The organism is Deinococcus metallilatus (assembly GCF_004758605.1).
Lineage (GTDB): Bacteria > Deinococcota > Deinococci > Deinococcales > Deinococcaceae > Deinococcus > Deinococcus metallilatus.
The window spans coordinates 2,109,928-2,127,846 of sequence record NZ_CP038512.1 but is presented as its reverse complement, the minus strand read 5'-3'; the positions used below and the strand labels follow the sequence as shown (position 1 = coordinate 2,127,846).

Genomic DNA, 17,919 nt, shown 5'->3' with positions numbered 1-17,919 from the left:
CGCGCCCCAGGCGTCCAAACGCGTCGTCCGGTTCAGTGAGCCAAAAGTCGGCACGGCCCCCCCGTCCCGCCGCCTTACGCTGGGCACCATGACCCCACCCCCTACCCCGGTCAGCGCGGCGGTGCCGTTGCTGTGGGCCAAGAGCGGCCAGAAGTCGGCCCATCAGGACGGCGCCCAGACGGGCTGGCTGCCGGTGCTGCACCACCTCCTGGATGTGGGCGCCTGCGCGCAGGCCATCCTGGAGCGCGAGCCTGCCCGCACCCGCGCCCTGCTCGCGGCGGACCTCGGCGCGGATTCCGCTGCGGATCAGGCCACGGCCCTGCGCTGGACCTGTGCCCTGGCCGCCCTGCATGACCTGGGCAAGGCCAGCCCCGCCTTTCAGCACCTCTGGCCCGAGGGGGCCGCGCGCCTCGCTTCCCACCTGAGCGTGCCCGCGCACAAACCCGCCACGCCCCACGGCCTGGTCACCCAGAACCTGCTGCCCGGCCTGCTGACGGCGCGCGGCTGGCCCGGCCCGCTGGCGCGCGGCGTGGCCGACGCCCTGGGCTGCCACCACGGCTTCCGTGCCCCCACCCCTCCGGCCCATGACCGGGGCACCGGTCCCGGATGGGCGGCGGTGCAGGCCGAACTGCTGGAGCTGGTGCTGAAGGGCTTTGGCCTGGAAGACGCGGCGCCCCCACCCGTGACGGCCCTGACCGGCGCGGCCTTTATGCGCCTGGCGGGCCTGACCAGCTTCGCCGACTGGATCGGCAGCTCTTTTCCTCTGGCCCCCACGCCCGACCCGCTGGCCTTCGCTGACCCGGCCGGGTACGTGCAGGAGGCTGCCGAACGGGCGCGTAGCGCGCTGGACGCCCTCGGCTGGACCGTTCGCCAGCCCCTGAATCCTGATCCGGGCAGCGTGGACGAAACCTTTGCCTACCTCCCCGGGTTCCGGGCGCGGCCCCTCCAGACGCTGCTGGCCGACCTGCTGAACGCGGACGACCCCCGCCCGGCGCTGGTGCTGGTGGAGGCCCCGATGGGCGAGGGCAAGACCGAGGGGGCCCTGTACAGCTACCTGCAACTCCAGAACGCGGCCGGGCACCGGGGCCTGTACGTGGCCCTGCCCACCCAGGCGACCGGCAACGCGATGTACACGCGCCTGCTGACGTTCCTGGGCGAGCAGGCTCGTGCCCGCTCAGGCCCCATTACGGTGGATTTACAGTTGCTGCACGGCGGCGCGGCCCTGAATGACACCTATCAGGCGCACCTGGCCGGGGCCTCCCGCGCGCAGGCCCGTCCCCCGGCCCAGCAGGCCCTGCCGGTGACGCCCAACGTGGCGGAGGCGGGCCGGGCTGCCCCCCACGCCTTGGACGCGGACGGCCCGGGGGGCAGTGTGGGGGCCGCCGAATGGTTCAGCCACCGCAAACGTGCCCTGCTGAGCGAGTACGGGGTGGGCACCGTGGACCAGGCCCTGCTGGGCGTTCTGGGGGTGAAGCACCAGTTCGTGCGGTTGTGGGGCCTGGGCAACCGCGTGGTCGTGCTGGACGAGGTGCATGCCTACGACACGTACACGACGCAACTGATTTACGCCCTGTGCCGCTGGCTGCGCGCCCTGGATTCGAGCGTGATCATCATGAGCGCCACCCTGCCCGCGCAGACGCGCCGCGACCTGCTGGACGCCTGGGGGGCCACGCCCGACCCCGCCCCGACCTATCCACGCCTGACCGTGGCCCGCGGCGGCGACACGAAGGCCGGGAGCCGTCACGTCCCCGGCCCACGCCGCCGCACGACCCTCACCCTCCGGGCCACTGCCCCCGATCCGGCCGCTCTGGCCCGGCAGGCCGTGGCGCTGGCCGAGGCGGGCGGCACCGTGGCCGTCATCGTGAACACGGTGCAGCGCGCGCAGGACATACTGCGGGAGGTGCGGGCGCAGTTGGGCGGGCGCTTTCAGAGCATGTGCCAGGCGAGCAAACACCCCGGGCGCGTTGGCGTGCATCTCTACCACGCCCGCTACCCGGCCGACGACCGCGCCCAGCGCGAAGAACGGGTCTTGCGCTACCTGGGCAAGCAACCGGCCCGCTACGTCAAGAACGGTCGGGAACACGTCGGCGACGTTCGCCCCGAGCGCTTCATCCTGATCGCCACCCAGGTGGCCGAGCAGAGCCTGGACTTCGATGCCGACGTGATGCTCAGCGACCTGGCCCCCGTGGACCTGCTGCTTCAGCGTGCCGGGCGGCTGCACCGGCATGCCGACAACACGGGCCGCCGCGGCGCGCACGAGACGCCTATGCTGTACGTCGCGGGTCTGGACGGCTGGCCCGAAGCGGCCCTGACCGAGTACCACTGGAAGTACGTGTACGAGCCAGCCCTGATGTACCGCACCTGGCACGCCCTCCAGGACCGCCCGCACCTGATACTGCCGGACGACCTCGACCCCCTGGTGCAGACAGTCTATGACCCCACCTCCCCGCTGCTTGTGGGCCTGGACGCGGCGCAGCAGACGGCCTTGGAGCGCGCCGACCTCCAACTCGCGCACCGGCGCCGCAACGACGCCCTGACCGGCGCCTTCGCCCACATCGGCACGCCCGAGGCCCTGCTCGACCTGGCGCCGCCCCCGGGTGAAGGCGATCCCGACGGAGAACCTACCCACGACGACGCGGACCCCACCCCGGAAGGCCCGCGCCACGGCACGCGGCTGGGCGAGGAGAACTTGCGGATCGTGCCGGTCCATTGCATCCAGCGCGGCCTGTTCCTGGATGAATGTGCGAACCACCCCGCACAAACCGTCACCCTCAGAAAAGACGACTGGGACACGGCCCGTGCGGTGTATGCCCGCAGCCTCCAGGTGTCCCGGCACGACCTCCTGCGCCACATGGGCGCGCACCACGACCGGCACGGCGTCAGGCTCGGCACGGCGCACGTCGGCTGGGCCGCCCATCCCCTCCTGCGCGACGTCCAACCGCTGGTGCTTGTGAATGGCGAGGCCACGCTGGGAAACACTCGCGTCCGCCTTGACCCGGAACTCGGCCTGACCTATGAGCGGCTAGACTGAGTCGGGGTCTGTCCCCCGCGCCGCATGAAAATGTAAGCCAATTCCAGACCGTGTGGAGGGACTTGCGGCAGGGTGAGAAGCGGGCGACCTTGTGTTTCTGAAGTGTGTTCCCCACAGGTGTGGGGATGAACCTTTGCGTGTCCAGCACGGTCAGGCCGTCAAGGAGTGTTCCCCACAGGTGTGGGGATGAACCGCGAGGGAGGCTCCCTTGAAGCGTACCAAAAACGTGTTCCCCACAGGTGTGGGGATGAACCGCAGGTTTCACCCGCCCGGTCCCCAGGAGCGACGTGTTCCCCACAGGTGTGGGGATGAACCGCCCCGCTGCCCTATTTCCCCATTCATTAAGACGTGTTCCCCACAGGTGTGGGGATGAACCGCCGCGCGTACTCGTCGGGGTAGGTGTCGGGGTGTGTTCCCCACAGGTGTGGGGATGAACCGTCCAGGTCAACGCGAACGGGCACGCTCAGGCCGTGTTCCCCACAGGTGTGGGGATGAACCGTCCCATATCGGTGTCCTTTGGCCCGGTGTTCGGTGTTCCCCACAGGTGTGGGGATGAACCGACTGGAGTACGTCTCCCCCGCTTCCAACTGGGGTGTTCCCCACAGGTGTGGGGATGAACCGGGCGGCGCCCCCAGCGCCACGGCGGCATGGATGTGTTCCCCACAGGTGTGGGGATGAACCGCTGTCGCCAGTTGCAATACCGCCACGGCATACGTGTTCCCCACAGGTGTGGGGATGAACCGGCGCTCACAGGGCACCCCCTTCCGCCTGGGCCGTGTTCCCCACAGGTGTGGGGATGAACCGTGGGGCAATCCGCTTGACCAGGGAATTAATCCGTGTTCCCCACAGGTGTGGGGATGAACCGGCCAAGCCCGTCATCACCGCCGTGCGGGACGTGTGTTCCCCACAGGTGTGGGGATGAACCGTTGTCGCGCAGAACCTGGCCGTGAGCGCCGACGTGTTCCCCACAGGTGTGGGGATGAACCGGATGCCTTGCAGGGCCGCGAGGACGCTGCCCAGTGTTCCCCACAGGTGTGGGGCCGCTGCTGGTCGCCTTCGATCCGTGGAAGCCGCGTGACCCGGTGGAGCGCTTCAACCTGGCACAGGAGCAGGTAGGCCGTCACTGCCCGCTCGGCATGACTCGGCAGCCAACTGCGCCCGCGTGTACCCCTGTTCGAGCCGTGCCCTGACCCAGGCCTCGTACCATTACAGCAGCCCGTGCCTGAGCAGCTCCTCTTCCGTCCAAACGTACCCTTGAGGCTCGCCCTGCCCCGTCATCCTGGTCGGTCCTCTGCGATATCGGTGAGGTCCATCGCCCGCAGCTCCGGAGCGAGGTACGCCGTCACGCCCACCACCAGCAGGGTGACGATGCCGCCCAGCCACACGCTGCGCGCGGTGCCCAGCCAGCTCGCGGCCAGCCCGCTCTCGAAGGCGCCCAGTTCGTTGCTGGCCCCGATGAACATGCTGCTCACCGCGCTCACCCGCCCGCGCATGTGGTCGGGCGCCTTCAGCCGCAGCGTCGCCTTGCGCACCACCATGCTGATGCCGTCGAACAGCCCCGCCGCCACCAGCGCCGCCACGCTGAGGTAGAAGTGGCGTGACAGCCCGAACACCAACATGCACACCCCGAAGCCCGCCACCGCCAGCAGCAGCGTGCGCCCGGCGCCCTGCCCCGGTGGGTGGCGGGTGGCATACAGCATCACGGCCAGTGCCCCGATGCTGGGGGCGGCGACCAGCACCCCCAGCCCCTGCGGCCCCACCCGCAGGATGTCGGAGGCAAAGACCGGCAGGAGCGCCACCGCGCCCCCGAACAACACGCTGAAGAGGTCCAGCGCCATGCTGCCCACCAGCACCTGCCGCTGCACTACAAAGGCCAGACCCTCCTTCACGCTTCTCCACACCGGCTCGCCGGGGGTGAACGCCGGACGCGGCTTGGCCTTGACGGAGGCGAGGCAGGCCAGCGCCAACCCGTACAGCCCCGCAGCAAAGAGGTAAGAGCCGCGTGCCCCCACTGCTGCGTACAGCACGCCCCCCAGTGCCGGACCTGCGATAGCCGCCGCCTGCCAGGCGCTCGACTGCCAGGCCGAGGCGCGCAGCAGCAGCTCGCGGGGAACGACCTGCGCCTCGAAGGCGGGCAGCGCCGGGTCGGAAAAGCCGCGGGCGGTGCCCAGCAGGAAGATCAGCGCCAGAATTGGCCCGTACCCCAGCGCCGGGGCGTGCGGCGCGTACAGGAAGAACAGCAGTGAGCAGGCCACTTCCACGCCGGTGGTGATCAGCAGGATGCGGCGACGGTCGTTCCGGTCGGCCACCACACCGCCCAGCAGCGCGAGACTCAGGGCCGGAATGGCCTCGACCAGTCCCAGAATGCCCAGGGTGAGCGGACTCTTGGTGAGCTGATAGAGCTGATAGGCCACCGTGAGCGCGACGGCGCGGCCCGCCAGGGTGCTACAGACGGTGGCGAGCAGCATGGCCCGGAACTCGGGCAGGCGCAGCACGGCGCGGCTGGAAGCGGGGGAGGAGAGGGCCGCGTCAGACACGTGCGCGAACTCCCAGGGGTCGAGACACAACGAACATCTGCCGAGTGTAGGGTCCTGCCTGGTGGTCGTTTGTTCGGTCAATGCCCAGGCTGTGGGGAGGGGTGCCTGCTTCACGGTGGGGAAAGGAAAGCTACGGGCGCGGCCGCTGGCCCGCATTGCAGATGGCACTGGTCATGCTGCAACTCCTGAGGATGAGGCATTGGGAACGTGCCCTGCCCGACATGCCAAATAGAGAATACGAAGTCCCTAAGTGTCCAGGCCATCGCCCATATCGGACTCACCGTAAGCGACTTGCAGCACGCCACCAACTTCTGGCAGCAGGTACTCGGTTTCACGTTGGAGGGAACGGCGGAAGGGAGCGGTTCGTTGCTGGCCGAGACGACGGATGTCGCCGGTGCCCACAGCAAGCTCGCTTTTATAGCGCTTCCGCATTCCGACAGATCAGCTTCTGGCCGCCCTCACCACCATCTCTGTTCTCTTCTCCGCGCACCGACCTGACTCGCCGGTCAAGAACTTGACGCAGTGTATATCCGGCCTTAGAGTAAGAATTCATCAAGTTTCGGTTAAGTCGGCTCCGGTGAGGGCACGAACCGACCCGCCTCCAGAGAAGCGAGGTCCGTCATGGAACGTTCGAGTCCAGTCGTCCCCGAGTCCGAGGTGTATCACTTTCAGGAGGCCCTGCCTCCGCTCACCGCCCACGAGGCGACCGCCGAGGCCAACCGCTGCCTGTACTGCTACGACGCCCCGTGCATGCAGGCCTGCCCCACCCATATCGACATCCCGACCTTCATCCGCAAGATTTCGACCGGAAACCTGCGCGGGTCGGGCCGCGTCATTCTGGAGGCGAACTTCCTGGGGGCCACCTGTGCCCGCGTCTGCCCGGTGCAGGAGCTGTGCGAGGGTGCCTGCGTGCTGGGCAAGGACCACGAGCCTATCCAGATCGGGCGCCTCCAGCGGTACGCCACCGATCACATCTTTGATCGCGGCCTCCAGGTCTTCACCCCCTCGCCCCCCACCGGGCGGAGCGTGGCGGTCGTGGGCAGCGGCCCGGCGGGGATCAGCGCCAGCGCGGAACTTGCCAAGCTGGGGCATCAGGTGACCCTCTTCGAGAAACGCGAACTCGGCGGCGGCCTGAGCACCTACGGGATCATCGGCCTGCGCGAGCCGGTGGAGGTGTCGCTGCGCGAGGTGGAGGCGGTGCAAAACCTCGGCGTGGAGGTCCGCACCGGGGTCGAGTTGACCGACCGCGAGGGGCTGGACGTGCTGCTCTCCCAGTACGACGCCGTATTCCTCGCCCTCGGCCTCGGCGCGGTGCCCGCCCTCGGTGTCCCCGGTGAGGAGGCGGTGCTCGACGGGCTGGCGGTCATCGAGGCCAGCAAGGTGGAACCCTGGCGACTGAAGGTGGGGCCGCTCGCCCTGGGTCAGCGGGTGGTCGTGATCGGGGCGGGCAACACCGCCATCGACGCGGCGACCGTGGGACGGCGGCACGGTGCCGAGGTGGAGATCGTCTACCGCCGCACCGAGAACGAGATGACCGCCTACCGCCACGAGTACGAGTTCGCCCTGCACGAGGGGGTGGGCTTCACCTTCCTGACCCAGCCCATCGGAGTGGAGGTGGAGGGGGGCCGAGTGATCGGCCTGCGCTGCGTGCGGATGGGCCTGGGCCACCCGGACGCCTCGGGCCGTCCCCGCCCGGAACCCGTACCCGGCAGCGAGTTCGTCATTCCCTGCGACACCGTGATCGCCGCCATCGGGCAGGAGAAACCGGCCCTCGCGGTGGACCTCGGCCTCGCCCTCGAAAAGGGCTATATCTGTGTGGACGACGGCCTGCAAACCAGCGAACCCCGCGTCTACGCGGGCGGCGACTGCATCCGCGTGCGCGGCAGCGCGAGCACCGTGATGGCCGTGCAGGACGGCAAGCTGGCGGCGGCGAGCATCCACGCCATGCTGGGTGCCGCCCCCGCAGCGGCGGACTGACGCTCTCCCACTCCTCTCCCCTGGAGGCGAATCATGGCTGACCTTTCCGTGAACTTCGCGGGCATCCGGGCGCCCAACCCCTTCTGGCTGGCCTCCGCGCCGCCGACGAACAGCGGGGCACAGATTCACCGCGCTTTCGAGTACGGCTGGGGCGGGGCGGTGTGGAAGACCATCGGCGCTCCCGTACTCAACATCTCCAACCGCTACGGCGGCCTGACCCTGGGCGGGCAGCGCCTCCTTGCTATCAACAATGTCGAGCTGATCTCCGACCGCCCGCTGGAGGTGAACCTGCGCGAGATCGCCGAGATCAAGCGGCTGTGGCCCGACCGGGCGCTGATCGTCTCGGCGATGGTGGACGCCGACCCTGCGGCCTGGCGCGAGATCGTCATGCAGATCGAGGACACCGGGGCAGACGGCATCGAGCTGAACTACGGCTGCCCACAGGGCATGAGCGAGCGCGGCATGGGCGCGGCGGTGGGCCAGGTGCCCGAGATGTGCCAGCTCAACACCTACTGGGTGACGAGCGTGACCCGCCTCCCCGTTATCGTGAAGCTCACGCCCAACGTCACCCGCATCACCGACCCGGCGCACGCGGCGCTGGCGGGGGGGGCACACGCGCTCTCGCTCATCAACACCATCAACAGCGTGATGAAGGTGGACCTCGACACGCTGCTGGTGACTCCCAGCATCGGCGGGCAGGCCACCCACGGCGGGTACGCGGGTCCGGCGGTCAAGCCCATCGCGCTGCACATGCTCAGCGAGCTGATGTGCGATCCCACCGTGCGGAAAAGCGGCGTGCCGATCTGCGGTATGGGCGGCATCCAGACCTGGCGCGACGCCGCCGAGTTCCTGTTGCTGGGCGCCTCGGCCCTCCAGGTCTGCACGGCGGCGATGCATTACGGCTACCGCATCGTGGAGGACTTCATCGACGGGCTGAGCAACTGGATGGACGACAAGGGCTTTGCCAGCATCCCCGAGGTGACGGGCCGCAGCCTGCCGCAGATGAGCAGCTTCGGCGGGCTGGACCTGGGCTACCAGGCGGTCGCGCGTATCGACCCCGACAAGTGCATCCGCTGCGACCTCTGCTACGTGGCCTGCAACGACACCGCCCACCAGTGCATCGACCTGTACTCGCCGGAGGGCGTGCGGGTGAACCCCGGCTTCGACATCCGCGACGGAGGCAAGCATGTGGCGGACGGTCGCCCCCGCCCGGTGATCCGTGAACCCGACTGCGTGGGCTGTGCCCTGTGCGCCAACGTCTGCCCGGTGGACGGCTGCATCGAGATGGTCAGCGTGCCCAGCGGGCGCCCGTCCGTCACCTGGGACGAGCTGACCGCCACCCGCCCCGCCGTGACCCAGGAGTGGGGCGCGATGGAGGCGTACCGCGAGGAGGCGGGGATCGAGATTCACTGAGGGTAAACGAATGAACTATGTGTACATTTCCAAATCGAAAGTAGAAGCCCTCGTTTCGAAGACGAGTTTGCTTGAGAATTTCATGCATGGGTTTGGTGATTTAAGTTTTAAACTTCCTGCTCTGTTGGAGTTTAACTACAAGCCGGGCGGAAACAGAGTGGACAACCCTACAAGAGAAGGACTTTTAAGACTTGAGAAGTCTCTAAAAAGACATCTTGGCTTAGACTCCATTCGCCAGAATCGGGTTGACTCCATTTTTGCGTTGAGTTTTGACGGTGTCTACACAGATGAGTTTGGAGGCTTCGCGCTGTTTTTGGGAAAGACGCAGGAGGGGGACAAGATCATTCTTTTCGGCTCAGAATCAAACCTGACTTATGAGAGCTTGCCTGCGGATTCTCATAAAGTGGGAGGTTCCTTTGTCCATACAATCCGACCAAAGATTTTGGAATTCTTGAAGGAGAGGCATCTGATAGACCCAAATTACCATGTCGGGGAATGGAGACCTGATGTTGACATCGAAGGATCACTGTCCCAAATGCACAGCTTCCTATTCGATGAAAGGGTAGCCACTCGAATGGAGGCTATTATTCCCCCCTCCTACATTTTTGAACGACAGAAATATGTGAATGAACAAGGGAGCGTGTATGTTCTGCTGGCGTCTCCGGTGGCAGTAGCCTACGTAGGAGTTTGGTGAATTGACCCTTTTTGCGGAGGCTAACGTATGGCCCTACTTATAAAGAACGGCGAGATAGTTACGGCAGATAAGCAGTATAAGGCCGACCTCCTCGTGGAGGGCGAAACCATCACCGCTATCGGGGAGGGGCTGACCGCGCCCGAGGGCACCCGCGTCATCGACGCGAGCGGCAAGTACGTCTTCCCCGGCTTCATCGACCCGCATGTCCACGTCTACCTGCCCTTCATGGGTACCTTCGCCAAGGACACCCACACAACGGCGAGCCAGGCGGCCCTGATCGGCGGGACGACGACCTACATTGAGATGCTCGTCCCCTCCCAGAGCGAGCCGCTGCGGGAGGGCTGGGAGCGGTGGACCGGGCTGGCCGGGGGCCACAGCGCCTGCGACTACACCTTCCACCTGGGCGTAACGCGCTGGGACGATGAAACCGAGGCCACCCTGCGCGAGCTGGTGGCGCAGGGCATGAAGTCCTTCAAGGTGTTCCTGGCCTACAAGGGCGCCTTTGGCATCGACGATCACGCGCTCTACCAGACGCTGAAGCTGGCGAGGGAACTCGGCGTGATCGTCACGGCCCACTGTGAGAACGCCGATCTGGTGGCGGAACTCCAGCGCAAGCTGCTCGCGGAGGGCAGGACTGGCCCCGAATGGCACGAGCCGAGCCGCCCGGAGGGAGTGGAGGCCGAGGGCACCGCCCACTTCGCCGCCTTTCTGGAGATGACCGGGGCCGAGGGGTACGTGGTCCACCTCTCCAACCTGCGGGCGTTGGAAGCGGCGTTAGAGGCCAGGGGGCGCGGGGTGAACCTCCACATCGAGGTCGTCATTCCCCACCTGCTCCTCGACAAGACCTGCGCCGAGCGGCCCGGGGTGGAGGGCGCGAAGTACGTGATGAGTCCGCCGCTCCGTGACAGACGCAACCAGGCTCCCTTGTGGGACGCCCTCGCGCGGGGCGACATCGACACGGTGGCGACCGACCACTGCCCCTTCGATCTGAGCCAGAAGGCGATGGGGGAGGGCGACTTCACGCGGATTCCCAACGGCATCCCCGCCATCGAGGACCGGGTGAACCTGCTCTACACCTATGGCGTCAAGCGGGGGGAATTGAGCCTGACGCGCTTCGTGGACGCGGCGAGCACCCGGGCGGCGAAGCTCTTCGGCCTCTACCCGCGCAAGGGGACCATCGAGGTGGGGAGCGACGCCGATCTGGTGATCTACGACCCCGCCTACCGGGGCCACATCTCGGCGGCGACGAGCCACATGAACAACGACTACAGCGGCTTCGAGGGCTGGGAGATCGAGGGGCGCCCCGACGTGGTGACGGTGCGCGGCGAGGTGGCGGTGGAGGGCGGGCAATTCGTCGGGGACCCTGGACGGGGGCAACTGCTGCGGCGGTGAGGCTTTATAGCTCCTCCCCCTTGGCTGGCACAGCTCCGCAGGAGAGGGGGGAGGCTGGGACTCGTAGAGCTGCGCAGCAGAAGGGGTGAACGCAAACGACCCGTGGCGCGGCGAGTAGATGAGGCAGGCCATCTTGAGAGCGCGGAAGCCGGTCACACGCCCCTCGCCCCAACCCTCTCCGCAAGCGGCGCTACGAGTCCCACCAGGGGAGGGGGAGAAAAGACAAATCCCTGAAGCCTTTCCCCAGAGGAGCCGCCCCGTGACACAAGTGTTCACTTCCCAGGCCGTTCACCCTCCCTCCTCTGACCCCATCGTCGCCGTCCGTGCCCTTCAAATGGTCTTTCCGCATCCGGGCGGGCAGACGGTCGCCCTTCAGGACGCGAACCTCACCATCGGGCGCGGGGAGTTCATCAGCCTGATCGGACCCTCGGGGTGCGGCAAGACGACGCTGCTGCGGCTGCTGGCGGACCTCGTGCAACCGACCGCCGGGACCATCCTGATCGGGGGACAGCCGCCGGGGCAGGCGCGGCGGGAGCGGCAGTACGGCTACGTCTTTCAGGCCCCGGCACTCCTGGAGTGGCGCACGGTGCTGAGCAATGTCCTGCTGCCGCTGGAGGTGATGAACGTGCCCGGCGACCGGGCGGCCCGCGCCCGCGAGATGCTGAAGCTCGTGGGGCTGGCAGGCTCCGAGCGGCGCTACCCCTGGCAGCTTTCGGGCGGGATGCAGCAGCGGGTGAGCATCGCCCGCGCGCTCGCCTTCGACCCACCGCTGCTCTTTATGGACGAGCCTTTCGGGGCGCTCGACGAGATCACGCGCGAGCACCTGAACCTCGAACTGCTGCGGCTGTGGCGCGAGACGGGCAAGACCGTCATCTTCGTGACGCACAGCATCGGTGAGGCGGTGTTCCTCAGCACGCGGGTCGTGGTCATGACCGCCCGCCCCGGCAAGATTGAGGGGGTGGTGGACATCGACCTGCCGCAGCCCCGGGGCGACGACACCCGAGAATTACCGCGCTTCTTCGAGCGGATGACCCAGGTACGGGAACTGCTCAGGAAAGGGCACGCATGACCGCCGCACCCAGGCGAGGAAGGCTCGCCGCGTCCCCCCTCCTCCCGATGCTGGCGGTGCTGGTGGTCGCCATCCTGCTCTACCTCCCCCTGATGCTGTGGGCGAATGTCGGCCCGGCGTCGCGGGCGCTGGCGAGTGGGGCAGACCTGGGGTGCCCGACGGCAATTGCCTGTGCGACTCAGCTTAGAAACCCGGTGCTGCCCGCGCCGGGTCAGCTCGTGCAAGGATTCCGCTCCCTCAGCGTGCCGCCCACGGCCCCCACCTCCGCGCCCTACAACGCCGTCGTGACGGGCGGGGAGACGTTGCTGGGACTCGTTCTGGCGACCGGGCTGGGGTTGATTCTGGCGGCGCTGCTGGTGCTGAGTCGGTCCTTCGAGCGGGCCACCCTGCCCTGGCTGGTCGCGTCGCAGACGGTGCCCATCGTCGCCATCGCGCCCATGCTGGCGGTGCTGCTGGGGCAGTACGGGGTGCAGGGGTTCGTGCCCAAGGCGCTGATCGCGGCGTATATCGCCTTCTTTCCCGTCGCGGTGGGCATGAGCCGGGGATTGCGAAGCCCGGACGCGCTGCAACTGGACCTCATGCGGACGTACAGCGCGTCGCCGGGGCGGGTGTTCTTCCAGCTCCGGCTGCCCGCCAGCCTGCCGTACCTCTTCACGGCGCTCAAGGTGGCGGTGACGGCGGCGCTGGTGGGCAGCATCGTGGCCGAGATCAGCACGATCTCCTTTTCCGGTCTGGGCAAGATGCTGGCCGAGAACTCGCGGGCGTCCGACACCATCGCGCTGTGGGTCATCATGGGCTACGGCGCGGCGCTGGGTGTGGCGCTGGTCGCCCTGGTGGGCCTCCTCGAGCGGGTGGTGACGCCGTGGCGAGCGGGGCGGTGACGTGGCGCGGGGCCGTGCGCCGCCCTGGGCTGGGCGCGGCGCTGCCGCTGGCCTTGAGTACCCTCGGCCTGCTGGGCCTCGCCGTCGCGCTCTCCCGGCAGGGGGCGGCGCCTGGCCGCCCGCTCCCCTGGCTGCTGGGGGTGCTGGCGCTGCTGCTCCTGGGCGTCCTCGGCATCCACTCGGCGGCGCGGGGAGAAGGCCGGGCCGCGCGGGTCCTGCCCGCCGCCTTCACGCTGCTGCTGACCGTGCTCGGCGTGGAGGTTCTGCTGCGCGCCTACGGGGTCCCGGCGGGCCTGATCCCCACCCCCAGCCGCGTCCTCACCGCGCTGTGGGAGGCCCGAACGGTGCTCCTGCTCGACACCTTTTACACCTTCGTGCTGGAGGCACTGCTGGGCTTCCTGGCGGGGACCGTCCTGGGGCTGGCGCTGGCGCTGCTGGTGGTGCGCTTCCGCTTCCTCGAACGCGGAGCGCTGCCCTACGCGGCGCTGTTCAGCTCCGTGCCCATCGTGGCGCTCGCCCCGGTGGTGGTGAAGGCGCTGGGGCTGGAGTGGCCCAGCAAGGCGGTCGTCGTGGCGATCACGGTGCTGTTTCCGGTGGTCGTGAATGCGGTGCGCGGGCTTCAGGCGGCCCAGCCCCTGCACCTCGACCTGCTGCACACCTACGCGGCCAGCCCGGCGCAGACCTTCCGCAACGTCCGGGTGCCGACGGCGCTGCCCTTCGTCTTCAACGCCCTCAAGGTGGGCAGCACCCTCGCCCTGATCTCGGCCATCGTGGCGGAATTCTTCGGCACGAACGGGCACGGGCTGGGTTTCCGCATCCAGATCGAGGTCGGGCGCTTCAATCTCGCCGTCGTGTGGGCGGCCATCGTGCTGGCGAGCGTGGTGGGGCTGGCGTTCTTCGGGCTGATCAGTGTGCTGGAGCGGCGGTTTGCGCCGGTGTCTCAGAACTCGTGAAGGACTGTTGGAAGAACCGTTTTTCTTGGATGTCCGGCCCGTTCACTCCCACCCGGCCTCCCCCCTCAAGGGGGAGGGGCAAAAGAAAACAACTCGCATTTCTTCTCCCCCCGGAGGAACACATGAAGCATTCCAAGCTGACCGTTGCCGTGACTGCCGCGCTTGCCGCCGCCCTGCTGGCTCCCGGTGCCCAGGCCCAGAAGCTGGTGCCCGTCAAGGTGCAGCTCAAGTGGTTTCCGCAGGCGCAGTTCGCGGGCTTCTTCGTGGCGCAGGCGAAGGGTTTCTACAAGGCGGAGGGGCTGGACGTGCAGTTCCTGCCCACCGGGGACCAGTCGCCGATCCAGACGGTGGCGACCGGGACCGCCGATTTCGGGACGACCTGGATCACCGACCTGCTCACCGCGCGGGCGCAGGGCATCCCGGTGGTCCACATCGCGCAGATCTTCCAGAAGAGCGGCTATACCCTCGTGGCCCTGAAGAGCAGCGGCATCACCAAGCCGCAGGACTTCAAGGGCAAGCGGGTGGGCGTGTGGCCCAGCGGCAACGAGTACCCGGCGGTGGCCCTCCTCAAGAAGTACGGGCTGACGACCAGCCTCGACAGCACCGTCAGCAACCCGGACGTGCAGGCGGTGACCTATCCCTTCGACCCCAGCATCGTGTTCCCCGACAAGGTGGACCTCGTGTCGGCCATGACCTACAACGAGATCGACCAGATCGTGGGGCTGGGGTACAGCCTCGACAAGCTGCGCATCTTCCGCGCCGCCGACTACGGGATCAACCTCCTCGAAGACCTGATGTTCACCACCGACCGCACCCTCAAGACGGCCAACTTCAAGGGCAGCGGCCAGAGCGGCCAGCAGATCGCCGCCCGGCTGGTGCGCGCGAGCCTGAAGGGCTGGGACTACGCGGTGAAGCATCAGGCCGAGGCCGTGAACATCGTCCTGCCGCTGTGTGGCAACACCTGCAAGGGGAGCGGTACCCGCGCCGACGCCAGGGGCCACCAGACCTGGCAGATGGCCGAAGTCGCCAAGCTCTACAACATTGGCCCGACGACCCGGGGTATGGCGGGCTACCTCGACCCCGCCGTGTACCGCAACAACGTGGCGCTCCTGAGGAACCTGGGCATCCTGAAGGCCGACCCCGACCCCGCGGCGGTGACGTACTCGGTGTGGGAGGCGGCGACCGGGAAGAAGGCCCCGCGGTGAGTGGGGGAGAGGTCGCCCCGGCGCCCCGGACCGGACTCAATCCCGCCCGCACCGTGGCCGAACTTAAAGAGTTGCGGCGGCTGACCGGCGACGAGCAGGGCGCCCAGCGTGTCGCCTTCACCGACCCCTGGCTGCGCGCGCGGGCATTTCTGAAAGAGCGCCTCGCCGAACTTCCCGTGGAGGTTCACCAGGACCCCGCCGGGAACCTGTGGGCGACACTGAAGGGCGAGTCGGGGCGCGAACTCCTGATCGGCGGGCACCTCGACAGCGTGCCGAACGGCGGCTGGCTCGACGGTGCCCTCAACGTGCTGGCCGGGCTGGAGGTAATGCGGCGCGTGAGCGCCCAGTACGCGGGCCGTCCGCCCGTCACCCTGCGCCTGGTGGACTGGGCCGACGAGGAGGGGGCGCGCTTTGGCCGTTCCCTGTACGGGTCGAGCGCGGCGAGCGGCCATTTCGACGTGGCGGAGATGTCGAAGTTGACCGACCGGGACGGGGTGAGCCTGCCGGACGCCCTCGCAGGGGTGGGCGTGCGGCTGGAAGACGCCCAGCAGGCGCGGCAGGAATTGAAGAACGCCGCCGCCTACCTCGAACTGCACATCGAGCAGGGGCCGGTGCTGGAGGGTTTGGGCCTGCCGCTGGGCGCGGTGCTCGGCACGGTGGGCGTCGAGCGCCACGTCCTGACCTTTCACGGGCAGGCGGCGCACTCGGGCAGCACGCCGATGAACGTCCGGCGCGACGCCTTCCTGGCGGCGGCGCGGCTGGGGCAGGAAATCTACGCCATCGCGGAGCGGCACGGCGGGGTCTGCACGATTGGCAGCGTCAAGACCTGGCCCGGCATCGTCACCAGCGTAGTGGAGCGGTGTGAGATCACCCTTGACCAGCGGCATCTGGACGCCGGGAAACTGGCAGCGATGTGGCAGGACGCGCAGGAGGCGGCCGGGCGGTTCGCCCAGGAGGGCGGCTGCACCGTCGAAGTCGGGAGGCTGTGGAACATCGAACCCATCCCCTTCGACCCCGACCTGATCGGCGCGGCGGAGGCGGCCATCCTGGAGACGGTGCCGACGAGCCACCGCCTCCCCAGCGGCCCGCTGCACGACGCGGCGGAGGTGGCCCGCGCGGGGGTACCCACCGTGATGCTCTTCGTCCAGAGCCTGCGGGGCATCAGCCACAACAGGATTGAGGACACACTGGAGGAACACCTTGAGCTGAGCGTGGTGGCGCTGGACCGGCTGACGGACCGGGCGATGGCGTGGATTCAGGGCGGGTGAGGGTTGGGCGGGGATCACCCCCTCTGCTGCGCTGATGTTCCACAAGTCATCCTCGCTTTCTGGTCGCGGGAAGGGGAAGCTCCCTTTCCCCGCCAGGGCGAGCCGATAATTTCCAGTCAGCTTTGTCCAATTCTCGGGGGGCAGACCAGCAGAGGCTGCCTCCCATGTCGGGCTTTTGTACACAGTGTCCATTGAGTTGTTTGAAGTGGCTGAGGATAATGCCATTCAACCTTCAAGTCGGGCTTCATCTGAGAGGAGCGTCCATGTCTTCGCCGGTTTCCGTCTCCCCGTCTTCCCACCCGGAGGTGCTGGCCCTGCGTGCCGCTGCCGCTATGGACGAGGCTTTTCTGATCGACCTGGCGGCGCGTCTGGTGGCCGTCGACAGTCAGGCGCCCCACCCCGGTGAAGAGGTGGCCGCCCGGCTCCTTGAGGAAGTGTTGCGGGCGCAGGGCTTTCAGACCACCTGGCAGGAGGTGGCCCCCGGACGCCCCAACCTGATCGCCGACTGGGGCGAGGGGGAAGGCGGGCTGATCCTCGAAGGGCACACGGACGTGGTGGCGAGCGGTGACCCGGCGCTGTGGCGGGTTCCCCCCTTCGAGGGGCGCGTGGAAGGCGGCGTCCTCCACGGGCGCGGGAGCGCGGATATGAAAGGCGGCGTGGCCTGCGCGGTCGCGGCGGCGGTGGCGGTGAGCCGGGTGCTGCCGCGCTCTTCACGGCGGCTGCGCCTCGCCATCCTGTGTGATGAGGAAGGCCTGATGCTCGGCGTCAAGGCGTTCGTGCGGGGAGGGTACGCGGCGGGCTTTGCCGGGGCGATCATCTGCGAACCCGAAGAACACGAACTCTGCCTGTGGCAAAAGGGGGCGCTGCGTATCTGGCTGCATTTCCGGGGACGCATGGCGCACGGCGCGATGCCCTATGCCGGTCTTAATCCGCTGCCCGCCGCCGCCCAGTTCGTGGCGCGGCTCCCCGAGGTGCAGGCGGCGTACGCTGGCGAGCGTCATCCACAGTTGGGCGACGTGTACGTCACGCCCACCGTCATGCAGGCGAGCGCGGGCGAAGGGCAGAACAACGTGATTCCCGAACTCTGCACCGTGGGCCTGGACGTGCGGACGGTGCCAGCCACGGACCACGCCGCCTTGCAGGCCGCGCTGCTGCGTCTGGCGGAGGAGTGTCTCGACGAGGGTATGCAAGTGACCATGAACGTGTTCGAGGACCGCCCCGCCACCGAGACGCCCCCGGAGGCCGCCGTGGTGCAAGCTCTGGCCCGTGCGACCGAGTTGCTGGGGTTTCCGGTGCGCTACGGCGGCGTGCCGGGCGCCACCGATGGCACCTTCCTGCATGCCTGGGCGGGTCTTCCGATCGTGACGTGCGGGCCGGGGCGGCGTGACATTCCGCACCAGATCGACGAGTATGTGGAGGTTCAGGACCTGATCCGGGCCGCCAGAACCTACGCGGCAGCGGCCACCTTGTTTCTGGAAAGGGAGGAAGACCGATGATCC

The 17,919-nt window shown here is 68.0% G+C and carries 13 protein-coding genes and 1 CRISPR repeat array; of the genes, 12 read left to right on the top strand and 1 reads right to left on the bottom strand.

What is annotated here, in order from left to right; translation table 11 throughout:
• The first annotated feature begins 88 nt into the window (after positions 1 to 88).
• A complete protein-coding gene (gene cas3, locus E5F05_RS16280) occupies positions 89 to 3,031 on the top strand; it encodes a CRISPR-associated helicase Cas3' (RefSeq protein WP_129119689.1) in 2,943 nt (980 codons plus the stop codon).
• A gap of 104 nt (positions 3,032 to 3,135) precedes the next feature.
• A CRISPR array of direct repeats spans positions 3,136 to 4,018; the repeat unit is 29 nt; unit sequence GTGTTCCCCACAGGTGTGGGGATGAACCG.
• Positions 4,019 to 4,305: 287 nt separating this feature from the next.
• Here the strand turns inward: cas3 and E5F05_RS16275 are convergent.
• A complete protein-coding gene (locus E5F05_RS16275; protein ID WP_241687197.1) occupies positions 4,306 to 5,568 on the bottom strand; it encodes an MFS transporter in 1,263 nt (420 codons plus the stop codon).
• A gap of 207 nt (positions 5,569 to 5,775) precedes the next feature.
• Between E5F05_RS16275 and E5F05_RS22120 the strand changes: the two genes are divergently transcribed.
• From E5F05_RS22120 to E5F05_RS16220, 11 genes are all read left to right on the top strand, one after another.
• The gene (locus E5F05_RS22120; protein WP_368773370.1) at positions 5,776 to 6,066 is read left to right on the top strand and encodes a VOC family protein; all 291 of its coding nucleotides are present in this window, start codon (positions 5,776 to 5,778) and stop codon (positions 6,064 to 6,066) included.
• Between the two features lie 123 nt (positions 6,067 to 6,189).
• Positions 6,190 to 7,545, top strand: coding sequence for an NAD(P)-dependent oxidoreductase (locus E5F05_RS16265; RefSeq protein ID WP_129119688.1), 1,356 nt, complete (start codon positions 6,190 to 6,192; stop codon positions 7,543 to 7,545).
• Positions 7,546 to 7,578: 33 nt separating this feature from the next.
• Positions 7,579 to 8,958, top strand: coding sequence for an NAD-dependent dihydropyrimidine dehydrogenase subunit PreA (preA, locus tag E5F05_RS16260; RefSeq protein WP_129119687.1), 1,380 nt, complete (start codon positions 7,579 to 7,581; stop codon positions 8,956 to 8,958).
• Between the two features lie 10 nt (positions 8,959 to 8,968).
• Positions 8,969 to 9,652 carry a DUF7019 family protein gene (locus E5F05_RS16255; protein WP_129119686.1) on the top strand — a complete coding sequence of 228 codons (684 nt, stop codon included), beginning with the start codon at positions 8,969 to 8,971 and terminating at the stop codon, positions 9,650 to 9,652.
• A 27-nt stretch (positions 9,653 to 9,679) separates the two neighbouring features.
• Positions 9,680 to 11,044, top strand: coding sequence for a dihydropyrimidinase (gene hydA, locus E5F05_RS16250; protein ID WP_129119685.1), 1,365 nt, complete (start codon positions 9,680 to 9,682; stop codon positions 11,042 to 11,044).
• 259 nt (positions 11,045 to 11,303) lie between these two features.
• On the top strand, positions 11,304 to 12,113 hold the full coding sequence (locus tag E5F05_RS16245) for an ABC transporter ATP-binding protein (protein WP_241687196.1): 810 nt from the start codon (positions 11,304 to 11,306) through the stop codon (positions 12,111 to 12,113).
• A complete protein-coding gene (locus tag E5F05_RS16240; protein WP_241687195.1) occupies positions 12,110 to 12,994 on the top strand; it encodes an ABC transporter permease in 885 nt (294 codons plus the stop codon). Before E5F05_RS16245 ends, E5F05_RS16240 begins: the two co-directional genes overlap by 4 nt.
• A 14-nt stretch (positions 12,995 to 13,008) precedes the next feature.
• The gene (locus E5F05_RS16235; RefSeq protein WP_244944499.1) at positions 13,009 to 13,947 is read left to right on the top strand and encodes an ABC transporter permease; all 939 of its coding nucleotides are present in this window, start codon (positions 13,009 to 13,011) and stop codon (positions 13,945 to 13,947) included.
• A gap of 122 nt (positions 13,948 to 14,069) precedes the next feature.
• On the top strand, positions 14,070 to 15,152 hold the full coding sequence (locus E5F05_RS16230) for an ABC transporter substrate-binding protein (RefSeq protein ID WP_129119683.1): 1,083 nt from the start codon (positions 14,070 to 14,072) through the stop codon (positions 15,150 to 15,152).
• Positions 15,149 to 16,420: a Zn-dependent hydrolase gene (locus E5F05_RS16225; RefSeq protein ID WP_129119682.1), complete on the top strand. Its 1,272-nt coding sequence runs from the start codon at positions 15,149 to 15,151 to the stop codon at positions 16,418 to 16,420. Before E5F05_RS16230 ends, E5F05_RS16225 begins: the two co-directional genes overlap by 4 nt.
• Before the next feature lie 263 nt (positions 16,421 to 16,683).
• Entirely contained in the window at positions 16,684 to 17,916 is a 1,233-nt protein-coding gene (locus E5F05_RS16220; RefSeq protein WP_241687194.1) for a M20 family metallopeptidase, read from the top strand.
• Positions 17,917 to 17,919: the final 3 nt, after the last annotated feature.

Excerpts from the sequence above, each read along its gene's own strand:
- cas3 (WP_129119689.1), top strand. The coding sequence starts at position 89 with ATGACCCCACCCCCTACCCCGGTCAGCGCGGCGGTGCCGTTGCTGTGG.
- E5F05_RS16265 (WP_129119688.1), top strand. The coding sequence starts at position 6,190 with ATGGAACGTTCGAGTCCAGTCGTCCCCGAGTCCGAGGTGTATCACTTT.
- preA (WP_129119687.1), top strand. The coding sequence starts at position 7,579 with ATGGCTGACCTTTCCGTGAACTTCGCGGGCATCCGGGCGCCCAACCCC.
- E5F05_RS16255 (WP_129119686.1), top strand. The coding sequence starts at position 8,969 with ATGAACTATGTGTACATTTCCAAATCGAAAGTAGAAGCCCTCGTTTCG.
- hydA (WP_129119685.1), top strand. The coding sequence starts at position 9,680 with ATGGCCCTACTTATAAAGAACGGCGAGATAGTTACGGCAGATAAGCAG.
- E5F05_RS16240 (WP_241687195.1), top strand. The coding sequence starts at position 12,110 with ATGACCGCCGCACCCAGGCGAGGAAGGCTCGCCGCGTCCCCCCTCCTC.
- E5F05_RS16230 (WP_129119683.1), top strand. The coding sequence starts at position 14,070 with ATGAAGCATTCCAAGCTGACCGTTGCCGTGACTGCCGCGCTTGCCGCC.
- E5F05_RS16220 (WP_241687194.1), top strand. The coding sequence starts at position 16,684 with ATGTCTTCGCCGGTTTCCGTCTCCCCGTCTTCCCACCCGGAGGTGCTG.